Here is a 19,860-nt window from a genome sequence, read left to right as displayed (position 1 = left end):
CCTGTTGCTCTCATGGGGCCAGACGCTAGCGCACCGTCCCCGGGCCCTCCGCTGTCGAAGAGCGCGCGGAGGGTGGCGTACCGGCTCCCGCAGGGGCGGCCATGACCGGTCAGTCGCCGGAGGCTGAGCTCCTGCGGCGGGTGACGACCAGGCCGGCCCCGCCGAGCACGACCAGGGCGATGGCGGTGCCGGCGATCCACGGGGTGACGGCGGCGGCGCCGGTCTCCGCGAGGTTGGTGTCGGTGGGCGTGCCGTCGACGGGAGCGGGGCTCGACCCGGTGAGGGTGTGGGTGGTGGTGCCGATCTCGGCGGCCCGGGTCAGGCAGTCGAGCATGCCGGTGAACCGCTGCTCGAAGCCACCCGGCCCCTTGACCGTGAAGTCGTACGGCTGGTCCTCGCTCAGCGCGACCGTCACCGTGCGGGACGCGCCGCCCGCGACGGTGTGCTCGGCACCCGCCAGCTCGAAGGTGAACGGCTCGTCGTCCTGGTTGGCGACGGTGACGTCCACACCGCCCTTGGCGCAGTTCTCGCGGGCGGACAGCGCGGGTATCGCGCCTTGCAGCGCCCAGGTGGCGCTCGCGGTCGCCGAGACGGTGGACTCGCTGGAGCCGGCCAGGATCTGCGTCTGGCTGCGGCTGTCGGAGACGAAGGCACGGCCCACGGGCACCGTGGTCGAGGCCTGCACGGTGAGCTCCGCGGTGGCCGCGGCCGCGTCCTCGGGGACCTCGAAGAAGATCTGGCCGCCGTCGGCCGCGGTCGTGACGGGCTCGCCGTCGCGGTCCACGATCCGCACCCCGCTGGTGGCGGCGTCCGCGGGCGGCAGGATCGTCGCGCCGCGCGCGTCCGTGCGCACCGTCACCGGGCCGATCCGCTCGCCCGGACGGCCGGAGACCGCCGGCGGGTCCAGGGTCAGCGAGGCCTTCGGCTCCGGCTGGTTGCGGGCACTCTTGTGCAGATAGTCGGCGAGCTGCTCGGCCTGGGGGTCGACGGCGTCCACGTCCACACCGTCGGAGTGGCGCCAGATGGCCACCTGGGTGCCCGCCGCCGCGTCCTGCTCGGTGAGCTGGCCGCGCACGCCCGCCTTCTTCGCGAGCGCCGCCAGGTCGTTCACCTGCGGGTAGGAGTTCCGCAGGATCCAGTGGATCCTGTCCGCGTCGTCGTTGGCGCCCAGCGAGGTCCCGCTCCAGGCGGTCTCGTGGTACTTGGCGTCCTTCTGGGTGGGCGTGTGGATGTCGACGCAGTACGTCTGCAGCATGCCGCCGCCCTCGACGGACATCTCGAACAGGCCCGCGGACACCTGCTGGTCGCCGGTGGCGCCGTGGATCACGGCCGCGCCGTAGGTCTTGAGCCCGGCTATGGTCGCGGCGGCTCCGCTGTGGCCCGGTTCCGTCGCGTCACCGTCGTCGGCGGTCGCAGTACCGGCGCCGGCCAGTACGGCGGTGGTGACGAGACCGGACACCAGCGTCCCCGCGGTGATGCGGGCCGACCCACGTCCGCGCGCGGACCACGCGGAGAACGAAGCAAACACCGAAATCCCTTCCGAGCAGGACCCGTTGACGTGGGGGGACGGTCCCACCAGCAGAATCACCGGCCCCGAGAGTCCCGGGAGCCATGCCCGGAATCCTAAGGAGGCGGCGTACCACGCTTGCCGGTGATCGCGTCGGAGCGGTGATCCGACTCGGAATCGTTATCGCAGAAGCGTTCACGGGCAGGGCTTATCGACAAATCCACCCGGGATGGTTCGGCACGCATCCGTCGATAAGCCTCGCTTCGGTCAGCGTCCGCGCCGAGCGGTGATCACCTGTTTCACGTCACCGCGGCCGGTTGCGGCGCCTGTTGTGCCGCGTCGGCGTCCTTGGCCGGCGAATCCGGCCGCGGGCTCTCCCAGTTGGGCTCGGAACGATCCGTCACCGAAGCCGGTTCCGGTCGCTGCGCGCGGCGGAAGGCGGTCGTGCCCCGGGCGAGGTCGTGGCCGAGCGCGACCGCGTCGATGTCCGCCGACATCCAGCCCTGCTGCCCCTCACGCGTCTCCGTGCGCACCTTCAGCCGGCCCTGGACGATCACCGGTTCGCCCACCGACAGCGACGCCGCCGCGTTGGTGGCGAGCTGGCGGTTGGCCCACACCGTGAAGAAGTTGGTGTGCCCGTCCGCCCAGGCGTTCCTCTCCCGGTCCCAGTACCGGGAGGTGACCGCCATCCGGAACCTCGCCGCCGGGCCGGACGCCGTCTCCCGGTACACCGGCCGCGTCGCCACGTTTCCCACCACGCACACCATCGTCTCGTTCATCCCGTTTCCCTCCCTGCCCGGACCCGTCGGCACCCGCGCCGACGCCGGGCGGACACGCGTACGGGCCCGTCCCGTACGGCTGCCGTCTGGCACGGCGGCCGCGAACCGTTCCGCGACCGCCTCGAAGCCAGACTGCCTCCGCCGGTCCGGGCCCGCTGGACGCTGTGGACCACCACGAGCCTGTGGACATCCCCGCCACCCGAACGAGGCACTCCGGACGACCCGACGCAGGACCCCGGGCCCACCCGAACGCAGGACCGCGGGCCCACCCGGATGCACGACCGCAGGACCCCGCACGCACGACCCCGCTCGCACGACCGCGGGACCCCGCACGCACGACCCCGCTCGCACGACCCCGCACGCAGGACCGCCGAGCTACCTCCCCCCGGCCCCCACCCCCACCCCCACGCCTGTCCCCGTCCCCGTCCCCGTCGGCACTCCCGCGACCCGTCCGTACTGCTCCCTGACCTCCCGGTACCGCAGCAACTCCGCCGCCACCGGGTCCAGTACGCGGGCCCGGCCGCACCCCGAGGCCGCCTCCCGCAACCGTCTCTCCGCCTCCAGCCCGTACCGGCGGGCCGGCCCCCGGGCCGCCATGCGGCAGCTCCACTCGATGAGCGGCCCGCCCACGATGCCGATCACCATCAGCAGCACCGGCACCCCCAGGTTCGGCGCCATGACCCCGGCGATCTGGCCCAGCAGCCACAGCCCGCCCACGAACTGAAGGATCGTCATCGACGCCTGGGCGAGCACGGCCACGGGCCACCACCCCGGTCGCGGCGGCCTCCCCGGCGGCAGTCCCGCCCGGACGGCCAGCTCGTCCAGCGCCTCCGGCAGCCCCTGGGAGCCGCGGGCGGCCGCCTCGCGCACCGCCTGCGCCCAGGGCGCAGGAAGCCCGGCCGAGGCACGGTCCGCCACCGTGCGCACCGCCTGCTCCACCCGCTGCCGCGCCGTCACCTCCTCGTCGGGCTGCCCCCGCAGCGCCAGCCGCCCGGTGGACGGCTCGCGCCGCTCCTGGCACCAGCGCCACAGCCGCAGCCAGGGCGTGCCGCAGGCACGGTTGGCGTTGCGCAGCCAGGCGCGTTCGGCCGCCTCGCCCGCCGCCGTGGCACCCACGGCGTCCGCGAGCCGGTCCGCGAACTCCTCCCGCGCCTCCTCGCTCAGCCCGGTGCGCCGGCGTGCCGCGTACACCGGCCACAACCGGGCCGCCGTGATGTCCACGTCCGCGGAGATCCGGCGGGCCGGGGCCCCGCGCTCGGCCACGAACCGGCCGAGCGCCTCCCGCAGTTCCCCCACCCCGTCCCCGGTCAGCGCGGACAGGCCCAGCACGCTCGTGCCGGGCTCGCCGTACTCCCCCAGCACGATCCCGTCCTCGTCGAGCAGCCGCCGCAGATCGTCCAGGACCTGCTCGGCGGCCTCCCCCGGCAGCCGGTCGGTCTGGTTGAGGACGACGAACATGACCTCCGCGTGGGCCGCCATGGGCCGCAGATAGCGCTCGTGCAGCATGGCGTCGGCGTACTTCTCCGGGTCGACGACCCAGATGACCGCGTCGACCAGCCCCAGCACGCGGTCCACCTGCTCCCGGTGCTGCACGGCCGCCGAGTCGTGGTCGGGCAGGTCGACCAGGACCAGCCCGCGCAGCCGCTCGTCGGCGTCCGTCGTGGCCTGCAGGGGCCGCCGCCTGAGCCGGGGCGGGATGCCGAGGCGTTCGATGAGGCCCGCCGCGCCGTCGCTCCAGCTGCACGCGATGGGCGCGGCGGTGGTCGGCCGCCGTACGCCGGTCTCCGAAATGGGGACTCCGGCCAGCGCGTTGAACAGCTGTGACTTGCCGCTGCCGGTGGCGCCGGCGATGGCGACGACGGTGTGCTGCCCGGAGAGCCTGCGCCGCGCGGAGGACTCCTCGAGGACCCGGCCCGCCTGGGCGAGGGTCCGGTGGTCGAGCCGGGCGCGGGAGAGCCCCACCAGCTCGCGCAGCGCGTCGAGACGCGACCCCAGCTGCGGGTCGTACGCCAGTGGGGTCACGGTCTGCGGCCCGGACGCCCGGGACTCCCTCACCGCGCGCTGCTCCTCCTCGCCGCCGCCGTTCACCCGCCGCGCGATCAGCCCGTCGTCCCAGGGGCTCATGGCCTCCGCACGCACGGCGTCGCGCCCGGGCCGCTCGGAGTGATCGTGACGCGCCTGGTGGTGATCAGAGTGCTCTGAGTGATCAGAGGGATTGGAGCGCTCAGGGCGCTCGGAGTGATCCGAGTGCGCGGGGTGATCGGCGGGATCAGGGTGCTCGGAGTGATCGGGGTGCTCGGTGTGGTCCTGGTCAGTGACGGCGGTCACCGGTCACCTCTCCTTCTGCAGTACGGACAACGCGGCGATCAGTTCGGCCTGGGGCTCCGCGTGCACCTCCAGCGCGTCGAGCGGGGCGAGCCGGCGCTCGCGCTCGGCGTGCATGACCCGGTCCACGACCGCGAGGAGCAGCCGTCCGCCCCGGTCGCGGAGCCGCAGCGCCCCGTGGGCGCCGATCCGCTCGGCGAGCCCCTCCCCGGCGGTGCGGGCCCGCCGGCCGCCGAGGAGCACCGTGGCGACCAGGGCGGCGACCAGCTCGGGGTCCGGTGCGACACCGCGGTCCAGCTCGCGCACCTCGTCCTCGGCGTACTCCTCGAGCTCGCGCCGCCAGCGCCGTACGGCCAGGCCGATGCGGTGCTCGGCGCTCTCCGGGGCCGGGTCGCGGACAGTGAGCTCGGGGGCGTCCGCCGCGGGTTCGCGCCGCCAGGCGTCGTCGACGCGCTCGTCGGCGGCGGCGACGGCGCACAGCAGCAGCGCGCACAGGCTCTCCACCAGGGTGTCGAGGAGTTCGCCCGGGGTGCAGTCAAGGGGGAAGGCGCGCCACCGCTTGAGCGCGTCGCCGGCGAGCACGGCTCCGGCCTGCAGCCGCCCCCGCACGCGCGCGTGCTCGCTGTCGTACGCCCCGTCCACGGCGTGGGTGAGCCGCAGGGCGGCGGCGTACTGGGCGGCGGCGGCGCCCGCCAGTTCGGGCATGCGCGCCTTGAGGGAGTCGAGGACGCCGTACGCGGTCCGGGCCATCACGTGCTGCCGCGCGGCGGGGTCCAGCGTCTGGTGGACGAGCCAGGTCCGCAGGGCCGCCACGGCGGTGGCGGGCAGCAGTCCGCCGCCCCACGCCGACTCGGGCAGCTCGGGCACGGTGAAACGCGGTACGTGGCCGAGCCCGGCCTTGGTCATCAGGGCGCCGTACTGCCGGGACACCTCGGAGACGACCTGGTGCGGCACGCGGTCCAGGACGGTCACCAGGGTGACGTCGTACTCCTTCGCGGTGCGCAGCATGTGCCAGGGGACGGCGTCGGCGTAGCGGGCGGCGGTGGTGACCATGACCCAGATGTCGGCGGCGCTGATGAGTTCGGCGGCGAGGACCCGGTTGTCGGACACCAGGGAGTCGATGTCGGGCGCGTCCAGGAGGGCGAGGCCGGGCGGCAGCGTGTCGGCGGTCTCGACGCGCAGCACCCGCGCGGGGTTCTCTCCCGGCAGGAGCAGGTCGTCCGGCGGGTCCTGGTGGTGTGGCACCCACACGCGGGTGAGGTCGGGCAGCACCCGCATGCCGCTGAACCAGTGGTGGTCCTCCGGATGGCAGACGAGTACCGGCGTCCGGGTGGTCGGCCGCAGCACGCCCGCCTCGCTGACCCGCCGGCCCACGAGGGAGTTCACCAGGGTGGACTTCCCGGCTCCGGTGGACCCTCCGACGACGGCGAGCAGGGGCGCCTCGGGGTCTCTCAGCCGCGGCACCAGGTAGTCGTCGAGCTGGGCGAGCAGTTCGTCGCGGTTGGCACGCGCGCGTGCGGCCCCCGCCAGGGGCAGCGGAAAGCGTGCGGCGGCGACACGGTCGCGCAGGGCGGAGAGTGCGTCGAGCAGCTGAGGCCGTACGTCCAAGGTCACCACATGCGAAGAATGCCCAATTTTAGGGGAATTCTGAAGCATATGAGCATGTCTGCGTGCCGACAGGACACAAGGGGCGGAAGGGACGACTGCGACACGGACACAGTCGAGGCATAACGAGTACACAACACCCGATGCGCGAGAGGCCAAAAGCGGTGCACGATTCGTACCTGCCTGCGATTATCAGGACCGCTTCACCGAACCTCCACATCGAGGCACGGAGGCGAGGCAACAGGGACAAGGATGCGGGAGCCCTATCCTTGTCTCCGGCAACGTCAAGGACCGGCCCACACCCGGGCACCGCGACAGAGGCCACCACACCCGGCCCCCGTAGCTCAGTGGATAGAGCAGGCGCCTTCTAAGCGCTTGGCCGCAGGTTCGAGTCCTGCCGGGGGCGCCAGTCTCCGCCCTCCCTTTCGGGAGGGCTTTTTTTGCTGGTCAGAGCAAGTGCCGGCCAGGAGAGCCAGGCCCCGGACGCCCCCTTGCGGGTCAAGGGCGAGTTCCGGGGCTGCGCAACTGCCATCGGGTCTTACCGGGTCACCGTGTCGCATTCGTGTCGAAGCTCCCGGCCAGCGGATCAGCCCGCGCGCCGGCTCTCGCCGGAAATTTGAACAGACCTCAGCCGTCCGGGAAGACCCGGACCGTAGCCCTCCGGGAAGACCCGATCCGTGCCGGTCGTACCGCGACAGACCGGACCAGCTTCCTGGGGAGCCCGTGCTCGAGCAGCACGTGCCCGGCGCTCAGCCACGGGCCAGGGTGTCACGGCTCCGCAGGGACGGAGATGCCGGCTTCCAGCCCGTCTTCCGCGACTCGGACCGCCGCCTCAGGCCGCTGGCCCGGGATGTGGTCGTCCACCACCGGTTTGCCCATCGCCGCGGCGATGTGTTCCTGCAGCGCCTTCCGCCGCTTCTCGAAGAAGGCGTCGAAGTCATCGGCCCGCATCAGCCCGGGGTCCGCGAGGTGTGTCCTGACCCGCTGCTCGACGCCCTCCGGACTGGTCTCGGCCGCCTTGGCGAGCCGCTGCAGATACTCGGACGGTGCGTGGCCGCCGATGATCCGGTTGGTGCGTGCGGTCAACGGTGCCTTGTTGACGATGGAGTTGTAGACGGAGCGCTCGTAACCGTTCTTCTGGCACCAGACCTGCGGGAAGATGTGATGGATGTCCATCGCTTCGTCGAAGTAGACGCTGACTTCCGCTTTCTCCCCCGTCCTCCAGTCCGCGGCACCCGCCTTGAGCAGGAGCGCGTAGATGCCCTTGTACGCGGCGCTCTGCCGGGTCCGCAGGGTCAGCAGGCGACTCGCCGCGAATTGTGCCTGGGTGACCGTACGAGGTTCATATGTGGAGCCGCGAATCCAGTCGACGACGTCGGGGAGGTCGAGGTTGAACCGGGTCTCGGTTGTTCCGCCGTACAGCTCGCCGAACACCCCGCACCAGTACCAGCGGGCCAGTTTCTCCTGCGCACCCGCGGTCTCCGCGTCCTTGCCGGCGAGGGCGAAGATCGCCGCCAGCGGGATGAGCTGCGTGCCGTACGGGAGGAAACGCGTATCGAAGACGAACTGCTGACGCAGGAATCTGGCGGCGGCCTTGAAGCCGGCGACGACGTCGGGCGCGTACCGCCGGTAGTCCTCCAGACCCAGCGCGAGCATGTCCTTGCGTTTGCAGCCGATGCGCGGCAGGCGCTCCTCGTCCGTGCCAGCCTCTTCCTCTCGACGCCGCCGCTCGGCGGTGGCGAGGAGAGTGACCGCCTGGAGGAAGTCGGTGTTGGAGACCTCCCGCAGGATGGCGTACTCGGGTGCCTCCCAGGCGGAACGGCACTCATGCCAGTGACGCCGCAGGTCGAACTCGTCGGCAGCGTACGTCGCCGTCAGTAACTCGAAGACGGTGAGCGTGACTCCGCCCGTGTTGACCTTCTCGAAGACCTGGCAGACGGCCTGACGCGGGGTGTCCTTGCCGAGTTGGATGACCGGGAAGTGGTAGAGATCGAACGACCGGATGAAGCCGTCCCGGAAGCTGTACCAGAGCTCCATCGCATCCGGTGCGAAACCCCAGTGGCGGGCGAAGCCGTCGCCCCAGGAGTTGTCGAAGAGGCATCGCAGCGGGAAGACGCGGTGCCGGTACTCCAACTCCCGAGTCGAGTAGTCCTCCAGTACCTCCCCACGGAAGTTGACCACCTTGCGTGAGGGCGGGATGAAACGGATCGCGTCCTCGCGGTCCTCATTCTCGTCGAGTGCCTTGACCATGTCGACGTAGAACCAGCCGCCCACCCGACGCTTGCGCTCATCCTGGGTCTCCACCGGGCTGTCCATCGCAAGCGACTGGAACAGCGAGGTGAGCCGCTGCTGCCCGTCGAGGACCAGCGATTCCGGTTTCACCTGCTCGCTCGGGGCCGCTCCCTCGATCGGCCTGTACTTGAACCGCACGTCCCCGCCGCCCTCGAGCAGCATCACGGTCCCGATCGGGTAGTTGAGGGACACCGAGGCCAGCAGACTCGCGATGTTGGGCCAGGGCCAGACCCAGCCACGCTGGAACTCGGGCAACTGAATCTTCCCCGCCTCGACCTGCCCCAGCAAATCCCTCAAGGGCCGCTTGTCGATGCTGAAAGTCTCGGTCGCCACATCTCCTCCTAGTGCAGGACTACACGTCCGTCGGCGTTCGGTTGCGGGGCCCCGCCAGATGGGGAAGGTCCAGGTCCGCCCGGCTCCTGTCCCCGCCAGCCCACCGGCCCACGCCTTGCACCTCCCACACTGCCTGACCTTCCGCCCTTCAACCTCCTCCTTGGTCATTTCGGTGAGGCCCGAGGGAAGTGTCCTGCCCACATCCGGCACCTCGATGCCGATCGCCGCCTCGCCGGAGTCCGTCTCCCCCTCACGAGGTGATACGCGGCACCCCCGCGGTCAGCCGATCGCCCTCCCGGGTCCAGACCGTGACGGCGTCGCCGCTCGGGCAGCAGTGGGCGTCATTGGTGCGGTACCACTTCTCGTGCACGGTGATGCGGCCCGGCGCGAACTCGGCGCCCGTGAGCGCCGTGAGGTACTCGCCGTCCTGCTGCGGGGTGATCGAGCCGAGGACGGCGAGGTCGTCGCCCGCGTGCGTGTACACCACGTACCCGGCCGCGATCTGGGTGTTCTGGGTGGCGCCGTTGTCGTCGCAGCCGACGTAGACGGCCGCCTCGTCGCGGTGGTCGCCGTCGGTGTCGCCGTAGAGGACGGTCGTCCCGCGCCTGACGCGCACCGTTCCCCACACCGTGGACGTGGCCGTGGCCTCGCCCCGCGCGCCGAAGCGCACGAAGTCGCCCGGAGCGGGGGCGTTGGCCCGGTCCACGTCACGCAGATCGGCCGACGCCGGTCCGAGGACCCGGGGCGCGGCCGACGGCCGCGGGGTGCCGGAGGCGTCCGCGGAGCCCGCGTCGGAGGCGCCGGGCCCGGAGGCCGACTGCTCGACGGGGGGATCCGGACTCGGTGTCCCGCACGCTCCGGTCAGCAGCGCGATCGCCAGGCAGGCGGTCAGCGGGACGAGGCGCGACGAGCCGGTTGCCATGGTGTCCCCGCACGGTGGCGTTGTCGGGCCCGCTGCCGTCGGTGCTGACCGAGGCGAGGGTCTGCCCGTCCGGGCTGAAGGAGAGGCTGCCCACCATCGCCGTGTGGCCGGTCAGCCGGGCCCCGGACCGCGGGCGGAGGGGATCGGACACGTCCCACAGCGCCACCGTGCCGTCGCTGTCCCCGGTGGCCAGGGTGGCCGCGTCGGGCGAGAAGGCGACGGTGTGGACGTTGTGGCGGCTCTGCATGTGCAGGTCCGCCCTCGCCACCGGGCGGGCGGGATCCGCGACGTCCCCCAGCCGCACCCGGCTGTCGCTGCCGGCGGCGGCGAGGCTGTGGCCGTCCGGGCTGAACAGCACCCGCTGCGGCGACCGGAAGACGGGACGGACGGTGACGTGACCGTGGCGACGTGCCGCGGCCGGGCGGAGCCCGACAGGGTCCACAGTCGCAGACGGTCCGTCAGCGGCGCCTGCGTCACCACGAGATCGCCCGTCGGGCTCGCCGACACCGGGGCGTCGGGCAGGGAGTCCAGGGTCGTCGAACGCCTCAGGTCCCGCCCCTCGAAGACGGAACCGCCCTTGTCCGTCATGGCGAACAGCCGTCCGCCGGTGGTGAAGAGGAGGACCAGGACCTCCCCGCGGTCGGCCGCCGCGGACGCCACGGCCAGGGTCTCGGGGCGGCGGGCGTCCGACACGTCGTACAGCCGTACCCGGCCGTCGGCGCCGCCGAGCGCCAGCAGCCCGCCGTCCGGGCTGAAGGCCACCGCGGTCACCGGGCGCCCCGCGGGGGCGAGGGAGACCGGCCGCGTGCCGCGGGCGGGGTCGAACAGGCGGGCACCGTGCTCGGCCACCGCCAGCAGCCCCCGGCTGCTGTACGCGGCGGCGTGAACCGGGCATTGCCCGTGGATGACCCGGGGCACCACCGGCATCCCCGGCCAGGACCCGGCCCGGCGCCCCACCCCCACCTGAGCGACCCCGGTGCCCCGTGCCCGTGGCGGTGTGCGGCCGGGGCCCGAACCCCACACCATAGTCAGGATCGCCCACATTTGAGTGATTACGCCTGAACAGCGCGATTCCTGGTAATCATGGAACGGTTCGCCGTCGTTCCGCCCTCCCCGGAGCCGCTCATGCGCACTGCTGTCGTCGCCCAGGACCCACCGATCGCCGGGCGCTCCGGGCCTGTTCCCCCCGTGCCGGAACAGGTGGAGGAGCGGCGGCTGGCCTTCGAGGGCTTCGCGTACACGTGCCGGATCGTCCACCAGGACGCCCCGCGGACCGAGCCGTTGCTGCTGCTCGGGGGCTCGTCCCAGAACCGGTACTCCTGGCAGGGTCACGAGAAGTGGCTGGCGCCGCTGTGCACGCTGGTCACGGTGGACCTTCCCGGGTACGGCGGCGCGGACTTCCTGCCGGCCCGCTACGGCATGGACTTCCTCGCCGCCGCCGTCCGGCACATGCTGACCGAGATCGGGATGCCGCGGGTCAATCTCTTCGGCGGCTGCTTCGGCGAGGTCGTCGGACTCCGGTTCGCGCAGGCGTATCCCGAGTTCGTCCGCCGCATCCTGTTCTGCGGTGCGGCCAAGCGCCTTCCGGACATCTACACCGACGCCGTACCGCGCCTGTCGCGCGCCCTGGAGCGCGACGAGATCGAGAAGGCGGCCGACGGACTGGTCCGGCTGTTCATGTCGAACCCGGGCGCCGGCCAGGTCCGCCGGCACGCGGCCGTGGCCCGCCTGCTGCAGCGGCAGTTCCTGAACCAGACGCCGGACGAGATCAAGAAGGCGGTCGAGCACAACACGCGGCTGGTGTCGCACGGTTGCTACGAGCCGCTGCCCGTCCCCGCCGTGCCCTCCCTGGTGTTCACGGGCGAGTACGACACCCTGTGCACCCCGCAGATGGGCCGCGAACTGGCGGCGACGATGCCCGCGGCGCTGTTCACCACGGTCAAGGAGACGGACCACCTGGTCACGGTCGAGCGCCGGGAGGAGTCCGCGGACCTGATCGGCCGGTTCTGCACCGACCGCTCCGTGGAGGACCTCCCGTACTGCAACGCCGTGGAGTCGCTGGGCTTCTCGGCCGGGTGAGGCGACGGCGCCGGACTGCGGCGCCTGGGGACGTACGGGTGAGCCGTCGGCGTCGAGCGGGCGGCTCACCCTCATGTGCGCGTCCGGGGCCCGCCCCCACCGTCCGGCCCCCCGCCCGTCCGGATCGCTGCCGGTTCGGGTGCCGCCGCGCCACGCCGAAATGGCCGGACCCGGGAGGTGGGTCCGGCCATCTGCCGTTCGTACAGTCACTGCTCACCGCGTCGCGGCGGGGGCCATGCGTCAGGGGTGGTGGATGGAGCAGTCCACGGTGCTGCTGCCCCGGACCGCGCAGGCTTCGCGCTCGACCACGACGTGGACGTGCTGGCCGTCCTCGGTGGTGTACCGGTATTCACGCTTCTGCCCGCAGTGGCCGTCGCTGGCCTGCTCGTCGCAGGCGGGGAGGGTGGCCGGCTCGTTGGCCTGGGCGGTGCCGCCGAGCCCCATCAGAACGGAGCTTCCCAGCATGCTCGCCACAACTGCGATCTTCTTCAAGTTCTGCATCCGCTTGTTTCCTTTTTGCGGTAGTTCCCCCCAGGCGCTGCACATCTCGAGCCAAGTGGCCACTGAGTGCGTGCTCCCTCAAGAGGTGCGCGAGAGCAACGCTCGGGTTCGTGAGGAGTGTCGGGGAGAGGCCCCGGGGCTTGCGCCCCGGGACCTGTCCTCAGTCGGCTCGGCTTCAGCCGGTGAAGCCGCGGGTCGAGCAGTCGACCTCGTGGCCCTGGTCCAGGCTCGTGGTGCCGTCCTGGTCCTCACCGAAGTGCAGGATGCCGGAAATGATGCCACCGTTCAGGACACCGATGTTGCTGAGAACGCTCACCGAGTCGCCCTCGACGGTGCAGCCGCCGCCGGACACCTTGAACTCGTTGGACGGCTTGTCGTTGGCAACCGCCGTGCCGGCCCCGAGGGCGCCGACCGAACCGAGCATGGCCACCACGACAGCAGCCTTCTGGATCTTGCGCATTACCTCTCCGTTTCTTGCAAGGGACACAGTCCGTGCCGGACTGGTCACTGACAGTGGCAACACTAGGCGACGTGCGCCGCGTTCGCCGGTTCAAAACGCCCATCTGCGTAAATTCTTTGAGAATCAGCACGTCACGGCATGGATGAACATGAACCGGATGGGTCGCCGCCGCGCGTCGTGTCGGGCTGGGCCACCTCACGCGTAGCGGTAGATGGCGCCGACGTCCTCCAGGTCGCCGGGTGTCACGTCCCACGGCGGCAGCTTCTCGTCGCGTGCCACGACGCGGCCATGCTGGGCGTCGCCCGGGCCCGGCGGTGCGGCGGGCAGGTAGCGGGCCTTGCCGTGCCGGCGCTGCCAGCGGGACCACAACAGGTCGACGTAGGCGTGGTGCAGCCAGAAGACGGGGTCGTTGACGGAGGCGGCGGACAGCATGACCCCGCCGACCCAGCGGTGCACCCGGTTGTGGTTGCGCCAGGAGACGCTGCCCCGGCCGGTGCCCCAGCCCTCCAGCTTGTTGCGGAACCCCCGCGTCACCGTCGAGTCCCAGGGCGACACGTCGTACGCCGGTTCCTTGAGCGCCCACTCCACGTCGCTCTTCGACGGCAGGCCGATCGGGTCGCGGCGGCGGCCGAGGTCCCTGGTGAGATGCTCCCCCTCGGTCACGCCCACCGTGATGGTCCAGTTGCCCGTCCCGTGGGCGAACGGGCCGGTCGTCACCCGCTGGTCGGAGGCACGGCCGTTGCCGCCCAGGAGGTCCGCCGTCCACGGGGCGGAGGTGGTCGTGCGGTCGCGGGTCCAGTCCCAGTACGGGAGGGTCACCGAGGAGTCCACCCGGCGCAGGGCGTCCTCCAGGTCGAGCAGGAACCTGCGGTGCCAGGGCAGGAAGGAGGGCGCCATGTGCGCGGTGCGCAGGCCGCGTTCACCGTCGGAGGCGTAGTACGCGACGTGCATGCGCACGAACTCGTCGTATTCTCCCCGGCGTTTGACCTCCAGCAGCGCGTTGACGAACCGGCGTCGCTCGTCCGCGGTGAGCGTGGCGGCGTCCTTACGCACGTACGCCATGCCGGCCCTCCCGGTGCTCGTGCGGCCGGCCGGCGCCGGTGTGGGCCGGGGCCGCGTCGTGCCGCAGCCGCTCGCCGGGGGGAAGCGCGTCCACGGCGGCGCGGGCGGCCTCGAGCGGTGTCGGGTAGGAGCAGTAGTGGTCGACCATGCTCAGCCAGGTGCCGTCGGCACGGCGCATCAGGTGCAGGGGGCGGCCGTCCACCGTGACGTGCCACCGGACGTCCTCGGCCGCGCCCGGCGCGGCCCTGCGGACGCCCCGGATGCGGCGGCCCCGGTACGTCTGGGCGAAGGCGGTGCCGTCCGGGGCGCTTCCCGTCGGCGGCGGCCCGGAGCGCGGGAAGCGGAAGCCGGCGAGTGCCGGGGCGAGGCCGGCGGCGAACACCCCGGCGCGCAGGGCGCGCACCACCTCACGTCGGGTGCCGCCGCCCGGTGCGGGCGGCAACGGGTCCGGTGCCCCGCCAGTGTGGAGGACCATGGTGTAACTCCCTCGTCCGTGCGGTTGTCGTAGCCGTAACCGCCGAACGGCTCGCACGGTCACCGCCACGCGGCCGGGACGGTGACCGGCGGCGCCGCCGGCCCCGGGCTCGCGGAGGGCGTCCGGACACACGGAAGGACGGCCCCCGGTGTGCACCGGGGGCCGTCCTTCCGCCGAGGGCGTGGGCTCAGCTCTGCTGGGTGAGCGTGCGGCGCTCCGAACCGCTGTCCTTCATCGCGGTCATGGCGTCCACGACGGCGCCGAGCAAGGGGTTCTCCCTCTCGATGGCGAGCGCGTCCGTGGGCAGCCGGGTGTCGAGGGCCGACACGTCCTGGGCCGGCAGGATCCGGTCGTTGCGGACGGGCATCGGGTCGGCGGAGCTGCTGGCGAACGCGGGGGCGGCGGCACCGGTGACGATCAACGAACCGGCGATGACGACGGCGGCCTTCAGGGACTTCATCGTGTTCCTTTCTTCGGCAACGCGAGGAGCCGGAGGGGAATGGGGTCGCCGTGCCCAACGATGGACGACCCGGGCGGAAACCGGGGGCACCGAAGATGGGGGAGTCCTCATATGAGCCCTCGTGTCGGTTCTCCTACCAGTCGTCATACCGGTTGTCGTACCGGTTCGTGTGTCGGGCCGCGTGCCGGAGCGCCGGGTTCAGGAGCGCGGGAGCAGCAGCGACGTCAGGGGCGTGAGGACGGGGAGCGTGACGCCCTGGAGCAGCGGGACCTGCGTCTGGGGAGCCGTGGTGGCGGGGGCGGGCAGGACGGACGCCTGCGGCTCGGTGCCGATCAGCGCGTCGACGAGGTTGCCCAGGTGGGTCAGCAGGCCGTCGACCGAGGAGGGAACCTGGGCGGTGTCCTCCTCGTCGGTGGACAGGAGCAGGTCCACCAGGCCTTGCACGGCCTCGCGCAGAGCGTCCAGCAGGTCGCTGGTGGCCTCGGCCTCGGCTTCGGTCTCGGCCTCGGTTTCGACGTCGGCCTCGGTTTCGACGTCGGCCTCGGTTTCGGCGGTGGGTGTCTCCGTCGCGGGGGCCGTCACCGCCCGACCGCCCTCGGCGTCGGTGTCGGTGTCGCCCGGGACCGCGGCCCGGGTCCTCGTCATCGCGGCCTCCAGGGCCTCCTGCGCGGCCTCACCGAGCTGTCGGGCCTCACCGGGGGGAAGGTGGCCGCCGTCCGCCTCGCGCACCGCCTCCACCAGGTCGGCCACGGGGGCGAGGTCACGGTCGTGCGCGGCGAGGTTCCTGGCCTGCACGAGCAGCGTGTCGGAGGACGCCACGCGGGCCGCGTCGGCCGCCATGGCGGTGGGGCCGGTGATCCCGACCAGGAGGGCGGCGCAGCAGGCGCCGAGGGCGATGCGCCGTGCAGGCAGAGCACGCATGGGTGTTCCTTTCGGTGAACGTCGGATCCTGAGCCCACCGTGGGAGCGCCCCCGGGTTCCCGCAACCGATCATGCGCCGTTCGCGGACGCCCGCTCACCCCGTTGCCCGGTCGTGCCTGATGGGGCGGCACCTCGGGGCCGTGGCGCCCCGGTTCGCGTCCGGCGGCACGAGGCCGGATGGCTTCACGATTTCAACACACTTCGCACCATTCACTGAATTTCAGTGAATTTGTCCGTTTGGTGACTAGAGTTGCGAATCTCCGAATGCATCCCCACCGGCGGACGCACGCACCCGTCCCCGCTGCCTGGCGCCGCCACCCTTCCGAAAGGCTCCGACGGTCATGCGTCATTCCCTGGGTCAGCTACTCCGCCATGCGACGGTGGGCGCCCTCGCCCTGGCCTCGATGTGGGCCCCCTGCGCCACCGCGGGCGCCGCGCCGGCCGCGCCCGCGCCGGAGGCCGACAGCCTCCCCTTCGCCGAGCGGTACCGGGCGGTCCAGCACGGCGGCATCGTGCGCGCGGCCAACTCCTCCGCCACCTGCCGCACCACCGGCCAGTCCGCGTGCCGGGACGCGCGCACCGGGTCCGGGGTGAACGGCGACTTCGACATGGGCTACATCGATGTCGACCGGGACCCGCTCACCTACAACTCCTCCCGCGCGGAGGTCCGTCTGCCCGCCGGCTCCCGGGTGACGTACGCGCGCCTGTACTGGGGCGGCAACCTGCGGGTGGGCGAGCAGAAGCCGTCGGAGGACAACGGGCGGGTGCTGATCGCCGAACCGGGCGGGGAGTACAAGGAACTGCTCGCGGACACGCTGGTGGGACACCGCGTGGCGGACGGCGCGGACGCCTTCCAGGCCTCGGCCGACGTGACCCGGCTGGTACGCGACAGCGTGCCCGGTCTGTACACGGTGGCCCAGGTCAACGTGGCCGGGGGCCGGTCGACGGCCGGGGGCTGGGGCGGCTGGACGCTGGTGGTGGCGTACGAGAACGCGGCGGAGCCGCTGCGGCACCTCGCGCTCTGGGACGGCTTCGCCCCGCTGGCGTCCCGCGAGGGCGTCACCATGCCGCTGCGCGACGTGCCGTTCGCCGCGGGCGCCGGGGGACGGGTGGGTCTGGTGGCGTACAACGGCGACCGCGGCACCGCGGGCGACTCGCTCGTCCTGACCGCCGGCGGCTCCCACTCCACCGCGTTCACCGACCCGGCCAACCCCTTCGACGACGTCCTGAACTCCACCATCGCCGACCCGGGGAACACCGCCCCGGCGCGGGTTCCGGCGTACACCAACACCCTCGGCTACGACTCCGACGTGTTCGACCTCGCCGGGGGCCTGCCGCACGCCGGTGACCAGGCCGCCTTCCGGCTCTCGTCCCAGCGGGACGCGGCGTGGGCGGGCGTGCTCTTCGCCGCCGTCGACGCCCGGCAGTGACCGCCCCACCTCCCGTCCCCAGCCTTCCCAGGAGCGAGGAAACCGTGCCCACGGACCTGTCGTCGCGCGGCCGCCGGCCGCGGGTCCTGCACCTCACCCAGCCGGTGGACGGCGGGGTCGCCCGGGTCGTGACGGACCTGGTCGGGGCCCAGCTGGCGGACGGCCTGGACGTCACCGCCGCCTGCCCCGACAGCGCGCTCACCTCCCAGCTCCGCTCGCTCGGCGCACAGGTGCGGCACTGGCGGGCGACCCGCTCGCCGGGCGCCGCGCTGGCGCGGGAGGTGCGGCAGCTGGCCCGGCTGATCGACGAGGTGCGTCCCGATCTGGTGCACGCGCACAGCGCGAAGGCCGGGCTCGCCGGGCGCCTCGCGGTGCGCGGACGCATCCCCACCGTGTTCCAGCCGCACGCCTGGTCGTTCGAGGCGGTGGGCGGCGGCACCGCGGCCCTCGCGCTGCGCTGGGAGCGGTGGGCGGCGCGCTGGGCCGCGCGCGTGGTGTGCGTGAGCGAGGCGGAGCGCGCCACCGGCGCGCACGCCGGGATCACCGGCCGGTGGACCGTCATCCCCAACGGCATCGACCCCGAGCGCTTCCGTCCGGCCCCCGCCGACGCCGTACGGGCCGCGCTCGCACCGCTGGCCGGTCTGCGGGCGCAGGCTCCGCTCGCCGTCTGCGTGGGCCGACTGTGCCGGCAGAAGGGGCAGGACGTCCTGCTGCGGGCCTGGGACACCGTGGTCCGCCGGGTGCCCGACGCCCGCCTCGTGCTGGTCGGCGATGGGCCGGAACGGGACCGGCTGCGTGCCGCCGCCCCCGCGTCCGTGCTGTTCGCGGGGGCCGTCTCGGACGCCTCCCACTGGTACCAGGCCGCCGACCTCGTCGTCCTGCCGTCCCGCTGGGAGGGCATGGCGCTGGCCCCGCTGGAGGCGATGGCGTGCGGCCGGCCCGTGGTCGTCACGGACGTCGACGGCGCCCGCGAGAGCCTGCCGCCCGCCTTCACCGACCGGTGCCTGGTGCCGCCGGAGGACCCGGGGGCCCTGGCCGCGGCGGTCGGCGCGCTGCTGCTCGACCCGACGCTGCGCGCGTCCCTCGGCGACCGCGGCCGCCGGCATGTGCTGTCCCTCCACGACGTACGGCACACCGCCCGGGCGGTCACCGACGTCTACCGCGATCTGCTCGGCACCTGGCCCGACACGACGGAAGCGCGCCCGCACCGGACGGTCGGGGGCGCCGGGGCCGACCGGGCGACCCAGCGCGCCGAGCCCTCCGAGCACAGGGAGTCCATCCACTCGTGACCGCCGAACGTACCGTGCCGTCCCCCGGCGTACCGCCACGGGACCACGGATTCCCGCCCGTGTCCGTCGTGCCGCCCCGGGGCGGCCGCACCGGCCCCCGGCTGCCCCCCGCCCCCTCCCGGCCGGCCTCTCCCCTGCCACTGCTCGTCGCGGACGCCGCCGCCGTCGCGCCGGCCGTCCCGGTGCTCACCGGCGCCCGGCTCGACCCCCTGCTGGTCGCCCTGCTGATCGGGGCGTCGCTGCTGCTGCGCCCGCGGGAGGTCCGGGGGCCGGTGCCGGGGCTGCTGGAGGAACTGCCCGCCGTGAGCGGGCGGGTCGCGGTGGCCTGGCTGGCGACCGCGGCCCTGTGGGCGGCGTACCGGCCGGAGCAGGCGCTGTCCGCCTCCACCGTGCTGACCGGGACGGCCGTGCAGGCCGCGGCGGGCTGTGCGCTGCGCGCCGCCGTGCACGGCCGGCGGCGCGCAGCGCTGCTGCGCCACCCGCTCGCCGCGCTCGTCGTCGGCCCGGTGGCGGGCGCGCAGCGGGTGGCCGCCGCCGTGCTGCGCCACCCCCGGTGCGGGGTGCGGCCGGTGGGGATCGTCGCCGAGGGACCGGACGGCGGCGACGCCCTGCCCGTGCTGCGCACGGACGAGGAGGTCGACCGGGCGGTCATCCAGAACGGGGTGCGGGCGGTGCTCGCCGTCGGCCCCTCGGCGCGCGCCGAACACGGGCCGCTGCTGCGGGCGCTGGCCGGGTCGGGCTGCGTGGTCTGGGAGGTCGACGCCGACTCCGCGCCGTACCCGGCGCGCGAACGGCTGGCCGGGTTCTCCTGCCGGCGGCTGGACCTCGCCCCCGTGCGCGGGGGCGGGATCGGCAAGCGGCTGCTCGACATCCTGGTGTCGGGGACGCTGTTGCTGCTGGTCAGTCCGCTGCTGCTGGTGTGCGCGGTGACGCTGCGGGTCACCGACGGGCCGGGCGTGGTGTTCCGCCAGGAGCGCATCGGCCGGGACGGCAAACCGTTCACGCTGCTGAAGTTCCGCACCCACCGCCCGGTCGACGAGCACGAGTCGGCGACCCGGTGGAGCGTGGCCAACGAGCACGAGATGCGCCGGTTCTGCCGCATGCTGCGGCGCACCTCGCTCGACGAGCTGCTCCAGCTGTGGAACGTGCTCCGCGGCGACATGAGCCTGGTCGGGCCGCGTCCCGAACGGCCCTACTTCGTCGCGCAGTTCAGCCAGACGTACCCCGGTTACGCGACCCGGCACCGGATGCGCACCGGCATCACCGGTCTCGCGCAGGTCCACGGGCTGCGCGGGGACACCTCCATCGAGGACCGCTGCCGGTTCGACAACGCCTACATCGACGACTGGTCGCTGTGGCGGGACGTCTGCATCCTGCTGCGCACCGCGGCCACGCTGGTCCGCCCGACGGGGAGCTGACG

The 19,860-nt window shown here is 73.1% G+C and carries 16 protein-coding genes, 1 tRNA gene and 1 pseudogene; 5 read left to right on the top strand and 13 right to left on the bottom strand.

Features of this window, described 5'->3' with window-relative positions; translation table 11 throughout:
- Positions 1–109: 109 nt before the first annotated feature.
- The 4 genes from FHX78_RS22280 to FHX78_RS22265 form a co-directional block, all read right to left on the bottom strand.
- Positions 110–1,528, bottom strand: coding sequence for a Cys-Gln thioester bond-forming surface protein (locus FHX78_RS22280; RefSeq protein ID WP_145869190.1), 1,419 nt, complete (start codon positions 1,526–1,528; stop codon positions 110–112).
- A gap of 278 nt (positions 1,529–1,806) precedes the next feature.
- Positions 1,807–2,286, bottom strand: coding sequence for a single-stranded DNA-binding protein (locus FHX78_RS22275; protein ID WP_145869189.1), 480 nt, complete (start codon positions 2,284–2,286; stop codon positions 1,807–1,809).
- Positions 2,287–2,661: 375 nt separating this feature from the next.
- Positions 2,662–4,614 carry a YfjP family GTPase gene (locus FHX78_RS22270; protein ID WP_145869188.1) on the bottom strand — a complete coding sequence of 651 codons (1,953 nt, stop codon included), beginning with the start codon at positions 4,612–4,614 and terminating at the stop codon, positions 2,662–2,664.
- Positions 4,615–4,617: 3 nt separating this feature from the next.
- Complete coding sequence (locus FHX78_RS22265) at positions 4,618–6,228, bottom strand: dynamin family protein (protein WP_145869187.1); 1,611 nt, start codon at positions 6,226–6,228, stop codon at positions 4,618–4,620.
- Positions 6,229–6,549: 321 nt separating this feature from the next.
- Here FHX78_RS22265 and FHX78_RS22260 point away from each other — a divergent pair.
- Positions 6,550–6,625, top strand: a tRNA-Arg gene (locus tag FHX78_RS22260).
- A gap of 359 nt (positions 6,626–6,984) precedes the next feature.
- On the opposite strand, the gene FHX78_RS22255 is transcribed toward FHX78_RS22260, so the two are convergent.
- The 3 genes and pseudogenes from FHX78_RS22255 to FHX78_RS37565 all read right to left on the bottom strand — a co-directional run.
- Complete coding sequence (locus FHX78_RS22255; protein WP_145869186.1) at positions 6,985–8,841, bottom strand: DUF262 domain-containing protein; 1,857 nt, start codon at positions 8,839–8,841, stop codon at positions 6,985–6,987.
- 250 nt (positions 8,842–9,091) lie between these two features.
- Positions 9,092–9,763, bottom strand: coding sequence for a hypothetical protein (locus FHX78_RS22250; RefSeq protein WP_145869185.1), 672 nt, complete (start codon positions 9,761–9,763; stop codon positions 9,092–9,094).
- A 70-nt stretch (positions 9,764–9,833) separates the two neighbouring features.
- Positions 9,834–10,010, bottom strand: a pseudogene (locus FHX78_RS37565) (WD40 repeat domain-containing protein); the annotation flags it as partial.
- Between the two features lie 878 nt (positions 10,011–10,888).
- Between FHX78_RS37565 and FHX78_RS22240 the strand changes: the two are divergent.
- Entirely contained in the window at positions 10,889–11,842 is a 954-nt protein-coding gene (locus FHX78_RS22240) for an alpha/beta fold hydrolase (protein WP_229923990.1), read from the top strand.
- A 240-nt stretch (positions 11,843–12,082) separates the two neighbouring features.
- On the opposite strand, the gene FHX78_RS22235 is transcribed toward FHX78_RS22240, so the two are convergent.
- From FHX78_RS22235 to FHX78_RS22210, 6 genes are all read right to left on the bottom strand, one after another.
- Positions 12,083–12,343 carry a hypothetical protein gene (locus FHX78_RS22235; protein WP_145869183.1) on the bottom strand — a complete coding sequence of 87 codons (261 nt, stop codon included), beginning with the start codon at positions 12,341–12,343 and terminating at the stop codon, positions 12,083–12,085.
- Between the two features lie 175 nt (positions 12,344–12,518).
- On the bottom strand, positions 12,519–12,803 hold the full coding sequence (locus FHX78_RS22230) for a hypothetical protein (protein ID WP_145869182.1): 285 nt from the start codon (positions 12,801–12,803) through the stop codon (positions 12,519–12,521).
- Between the two features lie 195 nt (positions 12,804–12,998).
- Complete coding sequence (locus tag FHX78_RS22225; protein WP_145869181.1) at positions 12,999–13,865, bottom strand: tyrosinase family protein; 867 nt, start codon at positions 13,863–13,865, stop codon at positions 12,999–13,001.
- Positions 13,849–14,340 carry a tyrosinase family oxidase copper chaperone gene (locus FHX78_RS22220; RefSeq protein ID WP_145869180.1) on the bottom strand — a complete coding sequence of 164 codons (492 nt, stop codon included), beginning with the start codon at positions 14,338–14,340 and terminating at the stop codon, positions 13,849–13,851. The genes FHX78_RS22225 and FHX78_RS22220 overlap by 17 nt, the downstream gene beginning before the upstream one ends.
- A 187-nt stretch (positions 14,341–14,527) precedes the next feature.
- A complete protein-coding gene (locus FHX78_RS22215; protein WP_145869179.1) occupies positions 14,528–14,800 on the bottom strand; it encodes a hypothetical protein in 273 nt (90 codons plus the stop codon).
- 198 nt (positions 14,801–14,998) lie between these two features.
- Positions 14,999–15,721, bottom strand: a complete 723-nt coding sequence (locus FHX78_RS22210; protein WP_145869178.1) for a hypothetical protein — start codon at positions 15,719–15,721, stop codon at positions 14,999–15,001.
- 341 nt (positions 15,722–16,062) lie between these two features.
- On the opposite strand from FHX78_RS22210, the gene FHX78_RS22205 reads away from it, so the two are divergent.
- The 3 genes from FHX78_RS22205 to FHX78_RS22195 are packed head-to-tail and all read left to right on the top strand — an operon-like array spanning position 16,063 to position 19,858.
- Positions 16,063–17,151 (top strand): DUF3344 domain-containing protein, encoded by a 1,089-nt coding sequence (locus FHX78_RS22205; protein WP_145869177.1) that lies wholly within the window; start codon positions 16,063–16,065, stop codon positions 17,149–17,151.
- A 44-nt stretch (positions 17,152–17,195) separates the two neighbouring features.
- Positions 17,196–18,440: a glycosyltransferase gene (locus FHX78_RS22200; protein ID WP_189908615.1), complete on the top strand. Its 1,245-nt coding sequence runs from the start codon at positions 17,196–17,198 to the stop codon at positions 18,438–18,440.
- Positions 18,437–19,858: an exopolysaccharide biosynthesis polyprenyl glycosylphosphotransferase gene (locus FHX78_RS22195; RefSeq protein WP_145869175.1), complete on the top strand. Its 1,422-nt coding sequence runs from the start codon at positions 18,437–18,439 to the stop codon at positions 19,856–19,858. The genes FHX78_RS22200 and FHX78_RS22195 overlap by 4 nt, the downstream gene beginning before the upstream one ends.
- Positions 19,859–19,860 lie beyond the last annotated feature (2 nt).

The sequence above is a fragment of the Streptomyces capillispiralis genome, assembly GCF_007829875.1.
GTDB classification, from domain to species: Bacteria; Actinomycetota; Actinomycetes; order Streptomycetales; family Streptomycetaceae; genus Streptomyces; species Streptomyces capillispiralis.
This window is presented reverse-complemented; position numbering and strand designations above follow the sequence as displayed.

Bases quoted from the DNA above. Each gene is read 5' to 3' on its own strand.
- FHX78_RS22275 (WP_145869189.1), bottom strand. From the start codon at position 2,286: ATGAACGAGACGATGGTGTGCGTGGTGGGAAACGTGGCGACGCGGCCG.
- FHX78_RS22250 (WP_145869185.1), bottom strand. From the start codon at position 9,763: ATGGCAACCGGCTCGTCGCGCCTCGTCCCGCTGACCGCCTGCCTGGCG.
- FHX78_RS22240 (WP_229923990.1), top strand. From the start codon at position 10,889: ATGCGCACTGCTGTCGTCGCCCAGGACCCACCGATCGCCGGGCGCTCC.
- FHX78_RS22235 (WP_145869183.1), bottom strand. From the start codon at position 12,343: ATGCAGAACTTGAAGAAGATCGCAGTTGTGGCGAGCATGCTGGGAAGC.
- FHX78_RS22230 (WP_145869182.1), bottom strand. From the start codon at position 12,803: ATGCGCAAGATCCAGAAGGCTGCTGTCGTGGTGGCCATGCTCGGTTCG.
- FHX78_RS22225 (WP_145869181.1), bottom strand. From the start codon at position 13,865: ATGGCGTACGTGCGTAAGGACGCCGCCACGCTCACCGCGGACGAGCGA.
- FHX78_RS22220 (WP_145869180.1), bottom strand. From the start codon at position 14,340: ATGGTCCTCCACACTGGCGGGGCACCGGACCCGTTGCCGCCCGCACCG.
- FHX78_RS22215 (WP_145869179.1), bottom strand. From the start codon at position 14,800: ATGAAGTCCCTGAAGGCCGCCGTCGTCATCGCCGGTTCGTTGATCGTC.
- FHX78_RS22210 (WP_145869178.1), bottom strand. From the start codon at position 15,721: ATGCGTGCTCTGCCTGCACGGCGCATCGCCCTCGGCGCCTGCTGCGCC.
- FHX78_RS22205 (WP_145869177.1), top strand. From the start codon at position 16,063: ATGCGTCATTCCCTGGGTCAGCTACTCCGCCATGCGACGGTGGGCGCC.